Raw genomic sequence first — 17397 nt, 5'->3', positions numbered from 1 at the left:
GGGGACGGGGCCAGGCGTTGCGTTCGACCTCGGTGGCGAGCGACAGGCGGGAGAGCCGCTCATCGGGCGTCGCGAGGGCGGACGTCAGCAGCGTCTGGAGGTGCTCCAGCATCCGCCGGGCCGTGGACGCATCGAACAGCTCGGTGGCGTATTCCAGCGCGCCGTGCACGCCCGCGGGCCCCTCCGACAGGATGAGCGTCAGGTCGGACAGCGTCGTGCCCCACTGCACGGGGGTGCCGGGAACCTCCACGATGGAGGTGCGCACGCCCATCGTGTCCTGCGCATCGACGCTGGACACGGCGTTGCTGTGGTAGACGAAGACGGTGTCGGCCATGCGGTCCCGGCCGATGTCCTTGCCTGGGACAAGCTGCTCCACCAGGTACTCGAACGGCACGTCCGGGCGGGCCTGCGCGTCGGTGACTTCCTGGCGCACGCGCTCCAGCAGCTCGCGGAAGGACGGGTCCCCCGCGAGGCTGGTGCGGAACGCCGCCGAGTGCGCCACGTAGCCGATGAGTGACAGCAGCTCCGGCCGCGTGCGGTTGGCGATGGGCGTCCCGACGATGATGTCCGTCTGCCCCGTGTAGCGGTGCAGCAGCACGTTCCACGCGGCCAGCACCGTCATGTAGCCGGTGAAGCCCTCGCGCTTGCCGAAGGCCACCAGCTCCCGGGCCAGCGCCTGCGTGAACGCCACGCTCATGCGCTCCGACGTCAGCGGGCACTTCTCCGGGCGCGGCCGGTCCGTGGGCACGCCCAACTGGCGCGGCATGCCCGCCAGCCGGGTGCGCCACCACTGCTCCTGCTCCGGCACCAGGTGCTCGGCGATGGTGCGGCGCTGCCACGCGCCGAAGTCCGCGTACTGCACGGTCAGCGGCGCCAGCGGGGAGGGCTTGCCCTGGCGGAAGGCGCCGTAGAGCTGGCTCAGCTCGTGGATGAAGATGGCGATGGACAGCGTGTCGCAGACGACGTGGTGGATGCAGACGAGCAACAGGTGCACGTCCTCCGCCTGTCGCACGAGCGTGGTGCGCAGGACGGGCCCGTTCACCAGGTCGAACGGACGCGCCGCGTCCTCGCGGGCGAGGCGCAGGCCTTCGGCTTCGCGCTCCTCGGGCGTGCCGGTGAGCTCCACGCGCTCCAGCGGGATGCGCACGTGCGGGTGGAAGCGCTGCACGGGACGGCCGTCCACCAGGTCATAGGTGGTCCGCAGCGCTTCGTGGCGGCGGACGATCTCCTGGATGGCGCGCTCCAGCGGCTCCACGGCCGCCGGGCCTTCCAGCTTGAGGACGACGGGGATGTTGTAGGCGGAGAGGCCCGGCAGGTGCTGCTCCAGGCGCCACACGCGCTCCTGCACGAAGGACAGGGGCAGCTCGCCCGTGCGCGGCAGGGCCTCCAGTGGCAGCTCGCGCGTCTGCACGGCGCTGGGCGCCTGCTGCATCATCGGTTCGATGCGCGCGGCGATGCCCGCCACAGTGGGGGCTTCGAACAGGGCCGCCAGCGGCACCTGGACGCCGAACGTGTCACGCAACTGGTTGAGCAACTGCGCGGCCATCAGCGAGTTGCCGCCGATCTCCAGGAAGTTGTCGTCGCGTCCGACGAACTCCAGCGCCAGCCGTTCGCGCCAGAGCGCGGCCACGCGCTCCTCGATGTCGCCTCGCGGTGCATCCGCGCGCGCGGGGGCTCCCGGTGTGACCGCCGCGGGCGTCACGGGAACCCGGGCCAGGGGAGCCGGCTCGGGAGCCTGGGCCACGGCGGCCGGCTGGGCCATTCCGGTCCGCGCGGACGTGTCCGGCAAAGGGGCGGCGAGCGTTCCCTGCGAGGACGGGGAGACCGTCACCACGGGCGCCGGTGCCTGGGCGGGGACAGGCTCCGCGCGCGGTGCGTTGGCCGGCGCCGCCACGGGCGCGGTGGTGCGCGAGGCCTCCACCCAGACGCGCTTGCGCTGGAACGGGTACGTGGGCAGGTGGATCCGCAGGCGCTGCTCGTGGGCGTAGAACGCCTTCCAGTCCAGCGCGAGCCCGTGGGTCCACAGCTCGCCCATCGACGCCAACAGGCCGGCGTGCTCCGGCGTGGAGCCTCCGCGACGCACCGAGGGCACCGCCTTCACGCGGTCCTTGTCCTGGCCGAAGCACGCGCGCATCAGCGGGGTGAGATCCTGTCCGGGCCCCACCTCCAGCAGCACGCTGCAGCCCTCTTCCAGCAGCGCCCCTACGGAGTCCGTGAAGCGCACCGGCTGGCGCATTTGATCCGCCCAGTAGCGCGGTGTCCCCAGCTCCCCCGGACGGGCCCAGGTGCCGGTAAGTCCGGAGACGTAGCGCACCGTCGGCTCGGCGCGGCCCAGCGAGCCCACCACCTTCGCCAGCTCGGGCATCAGCGGTTCCACGTCCGCCGAGTGGAACGCGTGCGGCGCGGGCATGCGCACCGCCCCTGCGTTGCGCCGCTTCAGCTCCTCCTGCAACCGCTCGATTTCCTCCACCGGACCGGAGACGACGCACCGGTCCGGCGAGTTGTGGGCGGCCAGCGTCAGGCGGCCCTTGAGGAGCGGCACCACCTGCGCCTCGGACAGCGCCACCGCGAGCATCGCGCCGGGCGGCATGCGGTGCATCAGCTCTCCACGCGCCACCGCCAGCTTCAGGGCGTCCTCCAGCGACAGCACGCCCGCCACGCATGCGGCCGCGTACTCGCCGAAGCTGTGGCCCAGGACGGCGTGGGGCCTGACGCCCCAGTCCATCCACATGCGCGCCAGCGACACCTCCACGGCGAACAGCGCGGGCAGCGCGACGCGCGTGTCGGCCAGCAGCGCGGACTCCGGAGCCTGCGGACCGGGTACGGCCTGGAGCAACGTGGTGACGCGCTCGCGCAGCGGCACCTCCAGCAGCACGAGGCACGCATCCAGGTGCGCGCGGAAGGCGGGCTCCGCCTCATACAGATCGCGGCCCATGCCCACCTGCTGGGCGCCCTGACCGGGGAACACGAAGGCCACGCGGCGACGGCGCGCGGACTCCGCGTCCTTCACCGTCACCGGCGTGTACGGCTTGCGAAGCTGCTTCGCCAGGTCCGCCGCGTCGCGGGCCACCACCGTGCGCCGGTGGTCGAAGCCCTTGCGGCCCACCGCGTGGGTGAAGCCCACGTCCGCCATGGACAGGTCCGCCCGGGCTTCCGCGTGCGTCGCGAGCCGCTGGGACGCCGCTTCCAACGCCTCGGGGGTGCGAGCGGAGAGCAGGACGACCTGGTGGGAACGCGTGGTGGAACCGCTGTGCGACATGGGTGCTTCCTCGAGCACGGCGTGGGCGTTGGTGCCGCCGACGCCGAAGGAGCTGACGGCGGCGCGACGCGGCGTCTCGCCGGCGGGCCAGGGCCGCAAAGTGGTGTTGACGAAGAAGGGTCCGGCGTCGAAGTCGATCTGCGGGTTGGCCTTCTCGAAGTGCAGGCTGGGGGGAATCTCCCCGTGGTGCAGCGCGAGCGCGGCCTTCATCAGGCCCGCGAGCCCGGCCACCGTGTCCAGGTGGCCCATGTTCGTCTTCAGCGACGCGAGCGCGATGGTGCCCCGGTGCTCGGGCCCCAGCCCGTAGGCCCGCTGGAGCGCAGCCACTTCAATCGGGTCGCCCAGCGGTGTGGCCGTGCCATGCGCCTCCACGTAGCCGATGTCCTTCGGCTGCACCCCCGCGCGCGACAGCGCCTGCGTGATGACGGAGGACTGGCCCTGCACGCTGGGCGCGGTGAAGCCGGACTTGTCCCGCCCGTCGTTGTTCGTCGCCGTGGCGCGGATGACGGCGTAGATGGAGTCGCCGTCCCGCACCGCGTCGTCCAGCCGCTTGAGCACCACCGCGGCCACGCCATTGCCGGAGATGGTGCCCTTCGCCTTCGCGTCGAACGCGCGGCAGTGGCCATCCGGAGAGAAGATGAGTCCCTCCTGGTACACGTAGCCCGTGCGCTGGGCCGCGCTCAGACGCGTCGCGCCCGCGAGGGCCACGTCGGACAGCCCGGCCAGCAGGTTCTGGCACGCGAGGTGGACCGCCACGAGCCCCGTGGAGCACGCGGTGTAGACGAGCGTGCTCTCTCCGCGCAGGCCCAGCTTCCAGGACGTCTTCTGCGCGAGGCTCTGGTGCGTGGCGGTGCCGTACAGCTCGAAGAAGGCGGCGCCGTCCAGCGGCATGTTCTGCTGCACCGCCTGCGCGTAGCCGGAGTCGTTCGCGCCCGCGTACAGCGAGATGTCTCCAGGGAACTGCTCCGGTTCGATGCCCGCGTCCTCCAGCGCCGCCCAGGTGCACTGCAGGAACAGCCGCTGCTGCGGATCCGTCCACTGCGCCTCGCGCAGCGACATGTCGAAGAACGCGTGGTCGAACTGGTCGATGTCGTCCAGCACGCCACCGGCGGGGACGAAGCCCGGGTGCTGCCACAGCTCCATGCCCTCGGGCAGGCCGGGCAGGTGCTCCAGCTCCTCCGGCGTGAAGCGGGAGATGGACTCCACGCCCTCGCGCAGGTTCTTCCAGAAGTCCTCCACGGACCCCGCGCCAGGGAAGCGGCCCGCCATGCCGATGATGGCGATGTCGGCGGACCCCGACGCCTGCGGGGCCTTCGCGCGCGGCGGAGCCACGGGCGCGCTGGGCTGCGCGACGGTCGCTTCGGTGCGGCCCAGGGCTCCACCCGATTCGCGCTCCAGGCGCAGGGCGAGGCCGTGGACGGTGGGGTGCTCGAAGAGCCACACGACGGGCAGCTCGTGCTTCAGCTCCTCGCGCAGACGCGTGGAGACGCGCACCACGGACAGCGACGTGCCGGCCAGGTCCTCGAAGAAGTGGTCGTGCACACCCACGCGCTCGAGTCCCAGCTCGCGCGCCCAGATGGCCGCGATCTTCTCCTCCAGCGGGTTGCCGGGCTCCACGAAGCGGCCCGCGCTCCCGGTGGACGTGGGGGCGGGCAGCGCCTTGCGGTCCACCTTGCCGTTGGGGTTCAGCGGCAGCGCGGGCAGGACGACGAAGGCCGACGGCACCATGAACTCGGGCAGCCGCTGGCGCAGGTGTTCACGCAGGTCCGTGGCGGACAGGGCCGTGGCCACCTCTCCCGAAGTGGCGGGGAGCGCGGGCACGGCGTAGGCGACGAGCCGCTTGTCGCCGGGCACGTCCTCGCGCACCAGCACGATGGCCTCGCGCACGCCGGGCGTGGACATCACGGCGGCTTCGACTTCCGACAGCTCGATGCGGAAGCCCCGCACCTTCACCTGCGTGTCGATGCGGCCCAGGAAGTCCACCGCGCCATCGGGACGCCAGCGCGCCAGGTCGCCCGTGCGGTAGAGCCGCTCTCCGGGCCTGCCGCCGAAGGCATCCGGCACGAAGCGCTCGGCCGTCAGGTCCGGGCGGGACAAGTAGCCCCGCGCGAGTCCGTCGCCGCCGATGCACAGCTCACCGGGCACGCCCACCGGCACCGGGCGCAGGTGCGCGTCCAGGATGTACACCTGCGTGTTGGAGATGGGCGGGCCAATGGGCACGCTCGTGCCCACGTCCTCCGCGCGCGTCACCCGCAGGCAGTTGGCGAAGACGGTGCCTTCCGTGGGCCCGTAACCGTTGACGACGGGGATGCCCAGCGTGTCCAGCACCTTGCGCGTGTGCGTGGGGGACAGGATGTCGCCGGCCGCGATGACCTGGCGCACGCCGCGCAGCATCTCCAGCCCCACGTCCACAATCTGGGAGAACAGGCCCGTGGACAGGTAGAGCGTCGTGACGGCATGGCGCCGCAGCACGGTGCCCAGCAGCTCCAGGTCGGTGGGAGGCACCGGCGGGAAGATGGCGAGCTTGCTGCCCGTGAGCAGCGCGGCCCAGACCTCCATGGTGGAGATGTCGAAGGAGATGGGCGCCATGAGGATGAGCGTCTCCTCGGGCCCCATGTCCACGTACTTCGCGCCGTACATCAAGCGCAGCACGCCCCGGTGCTCCACCGCCACGCCCTTGGGCCGGCCGGTGCTGCCCGACGTGAAGTCCACGTAGGCCAAGTTGCGCGCCAGCGGACGGACGCCCGTCGGGGACGTGGGCTGCGCGTCCAGGCGCAGCTCCTCCACGAACAGGCAGGGCAGCGCGTCGGACACCGGCAGGCTCGGGCGCAGCGCGCGCGTGGTGATCAGCAGTCGCGGCGGCGCGTCCTCCAGCATGTACGTCAGGCGCTGGGTCGGGTACGCGGCGTCCAGCGGCACGTACGCACCACCGGCCTTGAGGATGGCCAGCAGCGACACAACCATCTGCGTGGAGCGCTCCAGGCACACGGCCACCAGCGAGTCCAACCCGATGCCGTGCTCCCGCAGCAGGTGCGCCATCTGGTTCGCGCGGGCATCGAGCTGGGCGTAGGTGAGGCGCTCGTCCTCGAACTCCAACGCCATCGCATCCGGGCGCAGGGCGACCTGCTGCTCGAACAGCTCCGGCATGGACGCATCGCGCGGGTAGGCGGCGTCGGTGGCGTTCCAGTCCACCAGGAGCTGCTGGCGCTCGGGTGGGGTCAGCCACTCCAGCGTGGACAGCGGCGCTTCCGGCGTGGAGACCACGGACTCCAGCAACGTGCGCAGGTGTCCGGCCATGCGGACCGCAGTGGCGGGCTCGAACAGGTCGGTGCTGTATTCGAGCACGCCGCGCAGGCCGTCCGGGGACTCGGAGAGCAGCAGGCCCAGGTCGAACCGGGCCGTGGCGTTCTCCACCTCCACCGGGCGCAGCGTGAGGCCCGGGGCCTTCAGCTCACCCTGGGGCGCGTTCTGTAGCGCGAGGATGACCTGCACCAGCGGGTTGCGGCTCAGGTCGCGCTGGGGCTGGAGTTCCTCGACGAGCTTCTCGAAGGGCAGGTCCTGGTGCTCGTATGCGGCCAGGGTGGTGTCACGCACCTGGGCGAGCAGCGCGCGGAACGAATCCCTGCCGCGCACGCGACCGCGCAGCACCAGCGTGTTGACGAAGAAGCCGACCAGCCCCTCCAGCTCGCCGTGGCGGCGACCCGCGACGGGCGAGCCGACTAGCAGCTCCTCCTGCCGCGTGTAGCGGGACAGGAGCACCTGCCACAGGGCCAGCAGCGCCATGAACGGCGTGGCGTTCTCCTGCCGCGCGAGCTTGAGCAGGCCCTGGGTCAGCTCCAGGGGCAGGTGCACGGGCAGCAGGCCGCCGCGCGAGGAGCGCATGGCCGGACGGGGCTTGTCGGTGAGCAGCTCCAGGACGCGCGGCGCCCCGGCGAGCTGTTCCTTCCACCACGTCACTTCCTGCGAGAGCACGTCGCCCTGGAGCCACTGGCGCTGCCACGCGGCGAAGTCGGCGTACTGCACCGGCAGCGGCGGCAGCGACGGCGTCTTCCCGGTGGAGAAGGCCGCGTAGCCGGCGGCCACCTCGCGCACGAGCACGCCCATGGACCAGCCGTCGGAGACGACGTGGTGCATGTTGAGCAAGAGGACATGATGCTCCGCGTCCAGCCGCAACAGGCGCGTGCGCAGGAGCGGGCCGGTGCCCAGGTCGAACGACGCGCTGGCTTCCTCCGCGGTCACGCGGTGCGCTTCGGCCTCGCGGGCTTCGGGCGGCACGGTGCCCAGGTCGGTGAGTGGCAGCGTCCACGTGGAGGCGGGATGGACCTGCTGGACGGGCTGTCCGTCCTTCAGCGCGAAGGTGGTGCGCAGGGACTCGTGGCGGGCGACCAGGTGCTCCAGGGCCAGGCGCAGGGACTCGACGTCCAGCGTGCCCTCCAGCCGGATCGCCACGGGGATGTTGTACTGGCTGCCGCCGGGCTGGAGCTGATCCACCACCCACAGCCGCTGCTGGGAGAAGGACAGCGGCAGGTCCGCGTCGCGGCGCACGGGGCGCAGCGGCGGAAGCTGGGGCGTCGTGGCGCGCGAGAGGAGCAGTGCCTCCACGTGTCCGGTGAGCCGGGCGACGGTGGACGCGTCGAAGAGCGTGCGCAGCGGCAGCTCCACGCCGAAGGTGGAGCGCACGCGCGAGACGAGCTGGGTCGCCAGCAGCGAGTGGCCGCCCAGCGCGAAGAAGTCATCGTGCAGGCCCACGCGCTCCAGGTTCAGCAGCTCGCCGAAGAGCGCGGCGATGCGCTGCTGGAAGAGCGTCAGGCTCTCAGGCACGGCGGGCGTGGACGCGGTGGCGACGGACCGGGCATCCGGGGCCGGCAGCGCGTGGCGGTCTAGCTTCCCGTTGGGCGTCAGCGGGAGTGCGGGCAGCGACACGAAGGCGGACGGCACCATGTGGGCCGGCAGCCGTTCGGTGAGGAAGGCGCGCAGGGCCGCGGTGTCCGGTTCGGGGACAGTGGCCACCACGTAGGCCACGAGGCGGTGATCGCCCGGCGCCTGCTCGCGCACCAGCACCACGGCTTCGCGCACCTGGGGGTGCTGGAGGAGGAAGGCCTCCACCTCCGCGGGTTCGATGCGGAAGCCGCGCAGCTTCACCTGTGCGTCCACGCGGCCCACGAAGTCGAGCGTGCCGTGCGCGTTCCAGCGCGCCCGGTCGCCCGTGCGGTACAGCCGCGCTCCGGGGAGGTCACTGAATGCGTCCGGCACGAAGCGCTCGGCCGTCAGCGCGGGCTGGCCCAGGTAGCCCCGCGCCAGTCCGACGCCGCCCAGGTACAGCTCACCGGGCACGCCGGTGGGCACGGGCTGTCCGTGCGCATCCAGCACGTAGGCGCGCATCCGCGTCAGCGGTCCGCCAATGGGGATGGCGGTGGCGTCGGGCGGCAGGCCCGCGACCTCCTGCGAGGTGGAGCAGACGGTGGCCTCGGTGGGGCCGTAGAGGTTCACCAGATGCCGGGGGCCATGCGCGCCGAGCACCTGGAGCGCTGCTCGCGCGTCCGCCTTCTCTCCGCCGAAGAAGAGGTAGCGCATGCCCTCGAAGGCCGACGGCACCTCGCGCGCCACCTGATGGAAGAGGGCGGTGGTGAGCAGGGCGGTGGTGGCACCCACCTCCTTCAGCCGCTTCGCCAGCGCTCGCGGCGACAGCGTCACGTCGCGCGGGATGACGGCCAGCCGCGCGCCGTTGAGCAGCGCGCCCCAGATTTCGAAGGTGGCCGCGTCGAACGACGGCGTGCCCACCTGGGCCATGCAGTCCGCCGGGCCCAGGTCCACGTAGTCCGTGTCGCGCACGAGGTGGACGATGGAGCGGTGGGTGATGCCCACGCCCTTCGGCAGGCCCGTGGAGCCGGAGGTGTAGAGGACGTACGCGAGCTGATCCGCCGCGACGCGAGGCCCCTGGGTGGCCTGCGTGGACTGACGCGCGAGCACCGGCGCGTCCGAGTCCAGGCACACCGTGGGGAGCGAATGTTCGGGCAGCGAGTCTCGCAGCGCCTGCTGCGTCACCACCGCCGCCACACCCGAGTCCTGGAACATGTAGGCCAGGCGCTGTCGGGGGTAGGCCGGCTCCAGCGGCACGTAGCAGCCACCGGCCTTGAGGATGCCCAGCAGGCCGACCATCAGATCCAACCCGCGCTCCACGCACAGGCCGACGCGCGCCTCCGGCGGGAGGCCGAGCGACTTCAGGTGGTGGGCGAGCTGGTTCGCGCGCGAGTCCAGCTCCGCGTACGTGAGGCGCTGGCCTTCGTGTTCGACGGCCACGGCCGATGGGGCCCGCTGGACGTGGGATTCAAAGAGGCTCGGGAGCGTGTCGTCCACCGGAGCGGTGGCGCGCGTCTTGTTCCAGTCCACCAGCACCCGCTGTCGCTCGGGGCCCGCGAGGAGCGACAGCGTGGACAGCGGCGCGTCCGGCCGGGCGCACAGCGCGTCGAGCAGCACGCCGAAGTGCTCCATCATCCGGGTGACGGTGGAGGCGTCGAACAGGTCCGTGCCGTAGCCGATGGAACCGGTGAAGCCGTCCGCGGTCTCCTGGAAGTTGAGGTCCAGGTCGAACTTCGCGGTGGTGGCCTCCGCTTCGTGAAGCTTCAGGCTCAGCCCTGGCAGCTCCAGCGCGCCCACGTGTGCGTTCTGCAGCGCGAAGGACACCTGGAAGAAGGGCGAACGGCTGGCGTCACGCTGGGGCTGGAGCGCTTCGACGAGCTTCTCGAAGGGCACGTCCTGGTGCTCGTAGGCCGCGAGCGTGGAGCGCTTCACCTGGCGCAGCAAGGCGCGGAAGGAAGCGCGCGCGTCGATGCGTGCACGCAGGACGAGCGTGTTGACGAAGAAGCCGATGAGGCCTTCGGTCTCCGCGCGGTTGCGGTTCGCGATGGGCGAGCCGACGCTGATGTCCTGTTGGCCGGAGTAGCGCGAGAGCAGGAGCTGGAAGGAGGCCAGCAGCACCATGAAGGGCGTAGCGCCTTCCTGCTGCGCCAGGGCCTTGAGGGCGCGGGAGACCGGGGCGGACAGGGAGACCGGAAGGGATGCGCCCCGGAAGGACTGGATCGCGGGCCGGGGCCGGTCGGTGGGCAGCTCCAGCGCCGCGGGTGCATCCGCGAGCTGCTGGCGCCAGAAGTCCAGCTGCGCGTCCAGGACGTCGCCCTGGAGCCACTGCCGCTGCCAGACGGCGAAGTCGGCGTACTGCACCGGCAGCGCGGGCAGGTTCGAGGCCTCTCCGGTGGAGATGGCGCGGTAGAGGGCGGCGAACTCGCGCACCATCACGCCCACGGACCAGCCGTCCGAAGCGATGTGGTGCGTGAGCACCAGCAGCGCGTGCTGCTTCGCCGTCAGGCGCACCAGCACCGCGCGGAAGAGCGGGCCTCGCGCGAGGTCGAACGGACGCGAGGCGTGGTCGGCGATGAGGCTTCGCAGCCGGAGCTCGCGCGCCGACGGCGACAGGGACTCCAGGTCGATGCGCTCGAAGACGCACGGGGCGGGCGGCGCGATGCGCTGCACGGGGCCGGACGGGCCCGGGGCGAAGGTGGTGCGCAGCACTTCGTGTCGCCGCACCAGCGCATCCAGGGCCTGCTGGAGCGCGGCGGTATCGAGTTCTCCTTCCAGCCGGAGGACGCCCGGGACGTTGTAGACGGTGCTGCCGGGTTCGAGCTGATCCAGGAACCACAGCCGCTGCTGCGCGAAGGAGAGCGGCAGGGCGCCCTCGCGCGACACCGGCACCAGCGGCGGAGCCGTGGGCGCGAGCGCCCGGGTGCGCATGGCATCAATGCGTGCCGCGAGCGCTTCGAGCGTGGGGGCCTCGAAGAGCGTGCGCAGGGGCAGCTCTACCCCGAACGCGGCGCGGAGGCGGGAGACGAGCTGCGTGGCCAACAGCGAGTGGCCGCCCAGGGCGAAGAAGTCATCCCCGGCGCCCACCGTGTCGAGCTTCAGCACGTCGGCCCAGAGGACCGCCAGTTGACGCTCGGTGTCCGTTTCGGGCGCACGCGACGCGACGCGCACCACGGAGCCCGCGTCGGGCACGGGCAGCGCCTTGCGGTCCACCTTGTTGTTGGCGTTGAGCGGCAGCGCGTCCATCAGGACGAAGGCCGCGGGCACCATGTACTCGGGCAGGTGCTGCTTGAGCGTGGTGCGCAGCGTGTCCGGCGTGGGGCCTGCCTCGCCGGATGCGGACGGAACCACGTACGCGACCAGCCGCTTGTCCCCGGGGCTGTCCTCGCGCACAAGCACGATGGCGTCCCGGATGCCGGGCACCTGGCGCAGGACGGCTTCGATTTCACCCGGCTCGATGCGGAAGCCGCGCAGCTTCACCTGGAAGTCGGTGCGGCCCAGGAAGTCCAGGGCCCCGTCGGCCAGCCAGCGCACCTTGTCGCCCGTGCGGTACAGGCGCGCGCCCGGCGTGGTGCCGAAAGGATCCGGAAGGAAGCGCTCGGCCGTCAGCGTCGGCTGCTGGAGGTAGCCCCAGGCAAGGCCCTCGCCACCGACGTAAAGCTCGCCGGGTACGCCCACCGGCACCGGTTGCAGGTCCGGATCCAACACGTAGGCCGTGGAGTTGGAGATGGACCGGCCGATGGGCAGCGAGCCGCCCACGGGCGTCCCGGGCTCCAGCGGCTGGCTGGTGGAGAAGGTGGTGTTCTCCGTGGGCCCGTAGACGTGGAAGAAGCGCGTGCCCGGGCGCATGCGCTCCAGGTGCTCGCGAGCGCGCGCCAGGGGCATGGCTTCGCCGCCGGCCATGAGCTGGGACACGTTCGCCAGCGCTTCGGGCTCGTTCTGCACCAACTGGGCGAAGAGGGCGGTCGTGATGAAGAGCGAGGAGACGCGGTGTTGCCGCAGCAGTCCGGCGATCTCCTCCAGGGACAGCGCGTGCGGAGGGGGCAGCACCAGCCGGGCGCCGTGGAGCAGCGGGCCCCATAGCTCCAGGGTGGAGGCGTCGAAGGCGACGGGCGCCAGTTGGAGGAAGACCTCCTGGGGTCCGAAGCGCAGGAAGGTGTTGTCGCGCACCAGCCGCGTGACGGCACGCTGGGGAATGCAGACCCCCTTGGGCCGGCCCGTGGAGCCGGACGTGAACATCACGTAGGCGAGGCTGTCGCCTCCCACGTCCGGGATCTCCAACGCGGAGTCCCGCTGCGTCGCGAGGCGCGCGCGCCAGTCGGCATCGAAGAGGAACGTCGAGTCGAACAGCGGCGAGAGCGATGCGGCGAACCGCTCCTGCGTGAGGAGGATGCGGGCCCCGACGTCCTGGATCATCAAGCCCAGGCGCTCGCGAGGGAGCGAGGCGTCCAGGGGGACGTAGGCGCCCCCCGCCTTGAGGATGGCCAGGATGGAGACGACCAGCTCGAACGAACGCTCCAGCGAAAGGGCGACGCGGGAGCCGGGGCCGACGCCGAGGACCCGGAGCGGATGCGCGACCTGATTCGAGAGCAGGTCGAGCTGGGCGTACGTCAGCACCTGCTCGCCCTGCACGAGGGCAATGGCGTCCGGGGTGAGCGCGGCCTGTCGTGAGAAGAGGGCCGCGAGGGACGGCTCGCGCGGGTAGTCGCGGGCGGTGGCGTTCCAGTCCACGAGCACGCGCTGCCGCTCGTCACCGGTCAGCAGGGAGAACGAGGCGAGCGGTGCATCCGGCCGGGCGCACAGCGCGCTCAGCAGCACGCCGAAGTGCTCCACCATCCGGGTGATGGTGGAGGTGTCGAAGAGGTCCGTGCTGTAGCCGATGGAGCCGGCGAGGCCTTCAGGGGTCTCCTGGAGGTTGAGGTCCAGGTCGAACTTCGCGGTGGAGGTGTCCGGCTCCTGGAGCTTGAGGCTCAGTCCGGGCAGCGCCAGCGAACCCATGGGCGCGTTCTGCAGCGCGAAGATGACCTGGAACAGCGGAGAACGGCTCAGGTCCCGCTGGGGCTGGAGCGCTTCGACGAGCTTCTCGAAGGGCACGTCCTGGTGCTCGTAGGCGGCGAGCGTGGACTGCTTCACCTGTCGCAACAGGGTGCGGAAGGAAGCGCGTGCGTCGATGCGCGCGCGCAGGACCAGCGAGTTGACGAAGAAGCCGATGAGGCCTTCGGTCTCCGCGCGGTTGCGGTTCGCGATGGGCGCGCCGACGCTGACGTCCTGTTGACCGGAGTAGCGCGAGAGCAGGAGCTGGAAGGAGGCCAGCAGCACCATGAAGGGCGTAGCGCCTTCCTGCTGCGCCAGGGCCTGAACCGGATCCACGACGGCGCGGGGCAGTCGCACGGGGAGGGACGCGCCCCGGAAGGACTGGATCGCGGGGCGAGGCCGGTCGGTGGGCAGCTCCAGCGCCGCGGGCGCACCCGCGAGCTGCTGACGCCAGAAGTCCAGCTGCGCGTCCAGGACGTCGCCCTGGAGCCACTGCCGCTGCCAGACGGCGAAGTCGGCGTACTGCACGGGCAGCGTGGGAAGGTTGGGAGACTGGCCGGTGGTGAAGGCGCGGTAGAAGGCGGCCAGCTCGCGCACCATCACGCCCAGGGACCAGCCGTCCGACACGATGTGGTGCAGCGTCACGAGCAGCGCGTGACGCGTGGGCTCCAGCCGCAGCAGGGTGACGCGCAGCACGGGCCCGTGCTTCAGGTTGAACGGACGTCCGGCTTCCTCGGAGGCGAGGCGCCGGGCTTCGGCCTCGCGCGCGTCGGGGGACAGGTCCGTCAGGTCGATGGCGGGCAGGGCGGCCAGCCCCGTGGGGTGGATGACCTGGACGGGCGTGTCGCCTTCCGGCGGGAAGGTGGTGCGCAGCACTTCATGGCGCTCCACCAGGGCGCGCAAGCTCTGCTCCAGGGCCTGCGCGTCGAGCTCTCCCTCCAGCCACACCACGCCGGGCACGTTGTAGAAGGCGCTGTCCGGCTGGAGTTGATCCAGGAACCACAGCCGCTGCTGTGAGAAGGACAGCGGCAGGGCGCCTTCGCGCGGTGCACGCACCAGGGGCGGTGCCTGCTTCGCGGCGTCGGTGTTGGCGGCGTCCAGGCGCGCGGCCAGGGCGGCGAGGGTCGGGGCCTCGAAGACGGCCCGCAGGGGCAGCTCCACGTCGAAGACCGCGCGCACGCGGGAGACGAGCTGGGTGACGCGCAGCGAGTGGCCACCCAACGCGAAGAAGTCGTCCTCCGCGTTCACGGTGCCGGCGTTGAGCACCTCGGTCCAGAGGGCCGCGAGCCGGCGCTCGGTGTCGGTGGAGGGGGGGCGCGAAGGGGCGCGCACCACGGCGCTCGCGTCGGGCGCGGGCAGGGCCCTGCGGTCCACCTTGCCGTTGGCGTTGACCGGCAGCGCCTCCAACACCATGAAGGCCGCGGGCACCATGTACTCGGGCACGCGCTGGCGCAGGTGTTCGCGGAGTTCGGACGGGGAGGGGTGCGCCGCATCCGGGCCGGCGGGCACCACGTACGCGACGAGGCGCTTGTCGCCGGGGATGTCCTCGCGCACGAGGACGACGGCTTCACGCACACCGGGCACCTGGCGCACGGCGGCCTCGACTTCACCGGGCTCAATGCGGAAGCCGCGCAGCTTCACCTGGAAGTCGGTGCGGCCCAGGAAGTCCAACGTCCCGTCGGGACGCCAGCGCACGGAGTCGCCCGTGCGGTACAGACGCGCACCCGGGGTGGGGCTGAAGGGGTGGGGGAGGAAGCGCTCGGCGGTCAGGGCCGGCTGGTGCAGGTAGCCCCACGCGAGCCCTTCGCCACCGACGTACAGCTCGCCCGGAACACCCACGGGCACCGGCCGCAGCGCCGGGTCCAGCACGTACGCCGTCGAGTTTCCGATGGGACGCCCGATGGAGACCGCGGCCTCCACCGTGCTGCTCCGCGTGAGCGTGAGCGTGGTGGAGAAGGTGGTGTTCTCCGTCGGGCCGTAGGCATTGAGCAGCACCGACTCCGCGGACAACCGCGAGACGTGCTCCCGCACGCGCTGCACCGGCAGCACGTCGCCGCCCGCGAGCACCTGGGGCACGGTCGCCAGTGCATCCACGTGGTGGAGCACCATCTGCTCGTAGAGCGCAGCCGTCAGCCAGAGGGTGGTGACGCGGTGCTCGCGCAGCAGTGCCGCCACTTCGGACAGCGAGAGGTCCCGAGCGGGGGCCAGGACCAACCGGGCGCCGTGCAGCAGCGCACCCCAGACCTCCAGGGTGGAGGCGTCGAACGCGGCGGGGGCCAACTGGAGGAAGACCTCCTGGGGCCCGAAGCGCATGAAGCGATTGCCGTGCACCAGCCGCACGACCGCACGGTGGGGGACGCACACGCCCTTGGGCCGGCCCGTGGAGCCGGACGTGAACATCACGTAGGCAAGGCTGTCTCCGCCCAGGCCCGGGACCTCCAGCGTGGAGTCCGACAGGGACGCGAGCTGCGCGCGCCAGTCCTCATCGAGGCAGAGCGTCGCCGGGACGAGCGGAGAGAGCGCGTCCGCGAACCGTTGCCGGGTGATGAGCAGTCGCGCCCCGACATCCTGGAGCATCAGCGCCAGGCGCTCACGGGGATGAGAAGCCTCCAGCGGCACGTAGGCCGCGCCCGTCTTCAAGACGGCGAGGATGGAGACGACCAGCTCGAAGGAGCGCTCCAGCGAGAGGGCGACGAAGTCACCGGGGCGGACCCCCAACTCCTGGAGCCGCCGGGCAAGCTGATTCGAGAGCGCGTCGAGCTGCGCGTAGGTGAGGGACTGTCCCTCGAAAGAGAGCGCGATCGCGTCCGGCGTGCGGCGCGCCTGGGACTCGAAGAGTGAGGCGATGCCTTCAGAGGACGGGTACTCCGCGCGCGTGTCGTTCCACGCGTGCAGGACCTGCTGACGCTCCTCGGGTGTGAGCAGCGACACGTCCGCCAGCCGCGCCTCGGGCGCGCCGACGATGGACTCCAGCACCGTGGCGACGTGGCCCAGCATCCGCTGAACCGTGGCCGCGTCGAAGCGGGCCTCGTCGTAGGTGAGTTGCAGCTCCAGGTCCGTGGCGTCTGGAAGCACCACGAAGCTCAGCGGGTAGCCGGTGCGCGCGTGCGTGCGCGCGAAGCCGTCCACCGGCAGCCTCGCCGTCATCTCCGACGCGAGTCCCCGGCGCGGCAGGTTCTCGAAGATGACCAGGCTCTCGAAGAGGGGCTGGCCGCGGGGCACGTCGCTCCACCCCTGCACGTCCACCAGCGATACGTATTCGTAGTCCCGCGCGGCGAACTGCTCCGCCTGCAGCGCCTTCAGCCACGACAGCACGCTGGTGTCCGAAGGCAGCCGCACCCGGCTCACCTGTGTGTTGATGAACGTGCCCAGCATGCCGTCCACGCCGGGCAGCGAGGGCGGACGTCCGGACACGACCGTGCCGAAGGCCACGTCCTCCTGTCCGCTGTGCCGGCCCAGCGTCAGCGCCCACGCGCCCTGCACCAGCGTGCTCAACGTCACCTGATGCTGCCGCGTGAAGGTCGCCAGCCTCCCGCTCAGCGCCGCGCCCGGCCGCAGGGACCGGGTGCCGTAGGCCTCCACCTCCGAACCATGCCCAGCGGGCCGGTCCGCCGCGAGCGGGGTGGCGGCGTGGAAGCCCGCCAGCCGTTCACGCCAGAAGCGCTCCGCCTGGGCCCGGTCCTGCTTCGACAGCCAGCCGATGTAATCCCGGTACGGCCGGGCCGGATCCAACTGAGGTTCCTCGCCCCGGCTGAGCGCGTCGTAGGTGAGGAACAGCTCCCGCATGCACACGGGCAGCGACCAGCCATCCATCACCAGGTGGTGGTAGCTGAGCATGCACCGCGTGAGCGCGGGCCCGCACTTCACCAGCGTGAAGCGCAGGAGCGGAGCGGCGGACAGATTGAAGCCCTCGCGCTGATCCGCTTCCAGCCGGGCCGCGAAGCGTGCCTCCTGATCTTCCGGAGGCACCTGCGTCCAGTCCTCCAGACGCCACGTCGGTTCCACCTTCCGACGCACCGCCTGGAGGGGGTCCTTCATGCCTTCCCAGAAGAACGCCGTGCGCAGCGGCGTGTGCCGCTCCACCATCCGCTGCCACGCGCGCTGGAGCGTGGCCACGTCCAGCTCGCCGCGCCAGGACCAGTAGACCTGTTCCACGTAGGTGCCCGGCGCGCCGAGCGTGTGGAACAGCAGGCCCTGCTGCATGGGCGAAAGACGGTAGATGTCGTCGACGTTCTTCATGGTGTTGC

At 71.6% G+C, this 17397-nt stretch carries 1 protein-coding gene; it reads right to left on the bottom strand.

From position 1 onward, the window contains the following. Nucleotides 1-17389, bottom strand: a 17389-nt coding sequence (locus D7Y13_RS04260) for a non-ribosomal peptide synthase/polyketide synthase (RefSeq protein WP_120630633.1), incomplete at its 3' end; no start/stop codon positions are given. Nucleotides 17390-17397 lie beyond the last annotated feature (8 nt).

It is taken from the genome of Corallococcus praedator, from assembly GCF_003612125.1.
In the GTDB taxonomy this organism is placed as follows: Bacteria; Myxococcota; Myxococcia; order Myxococcales; family Myxococcaceae; genus Corallococcus; species Corallococcus praedator.
The sequence above is the reverse complement of the archived record's forward strand: the minus strand, read 5'-3'. Positions and strand labels throughout refer to the sequence as shown.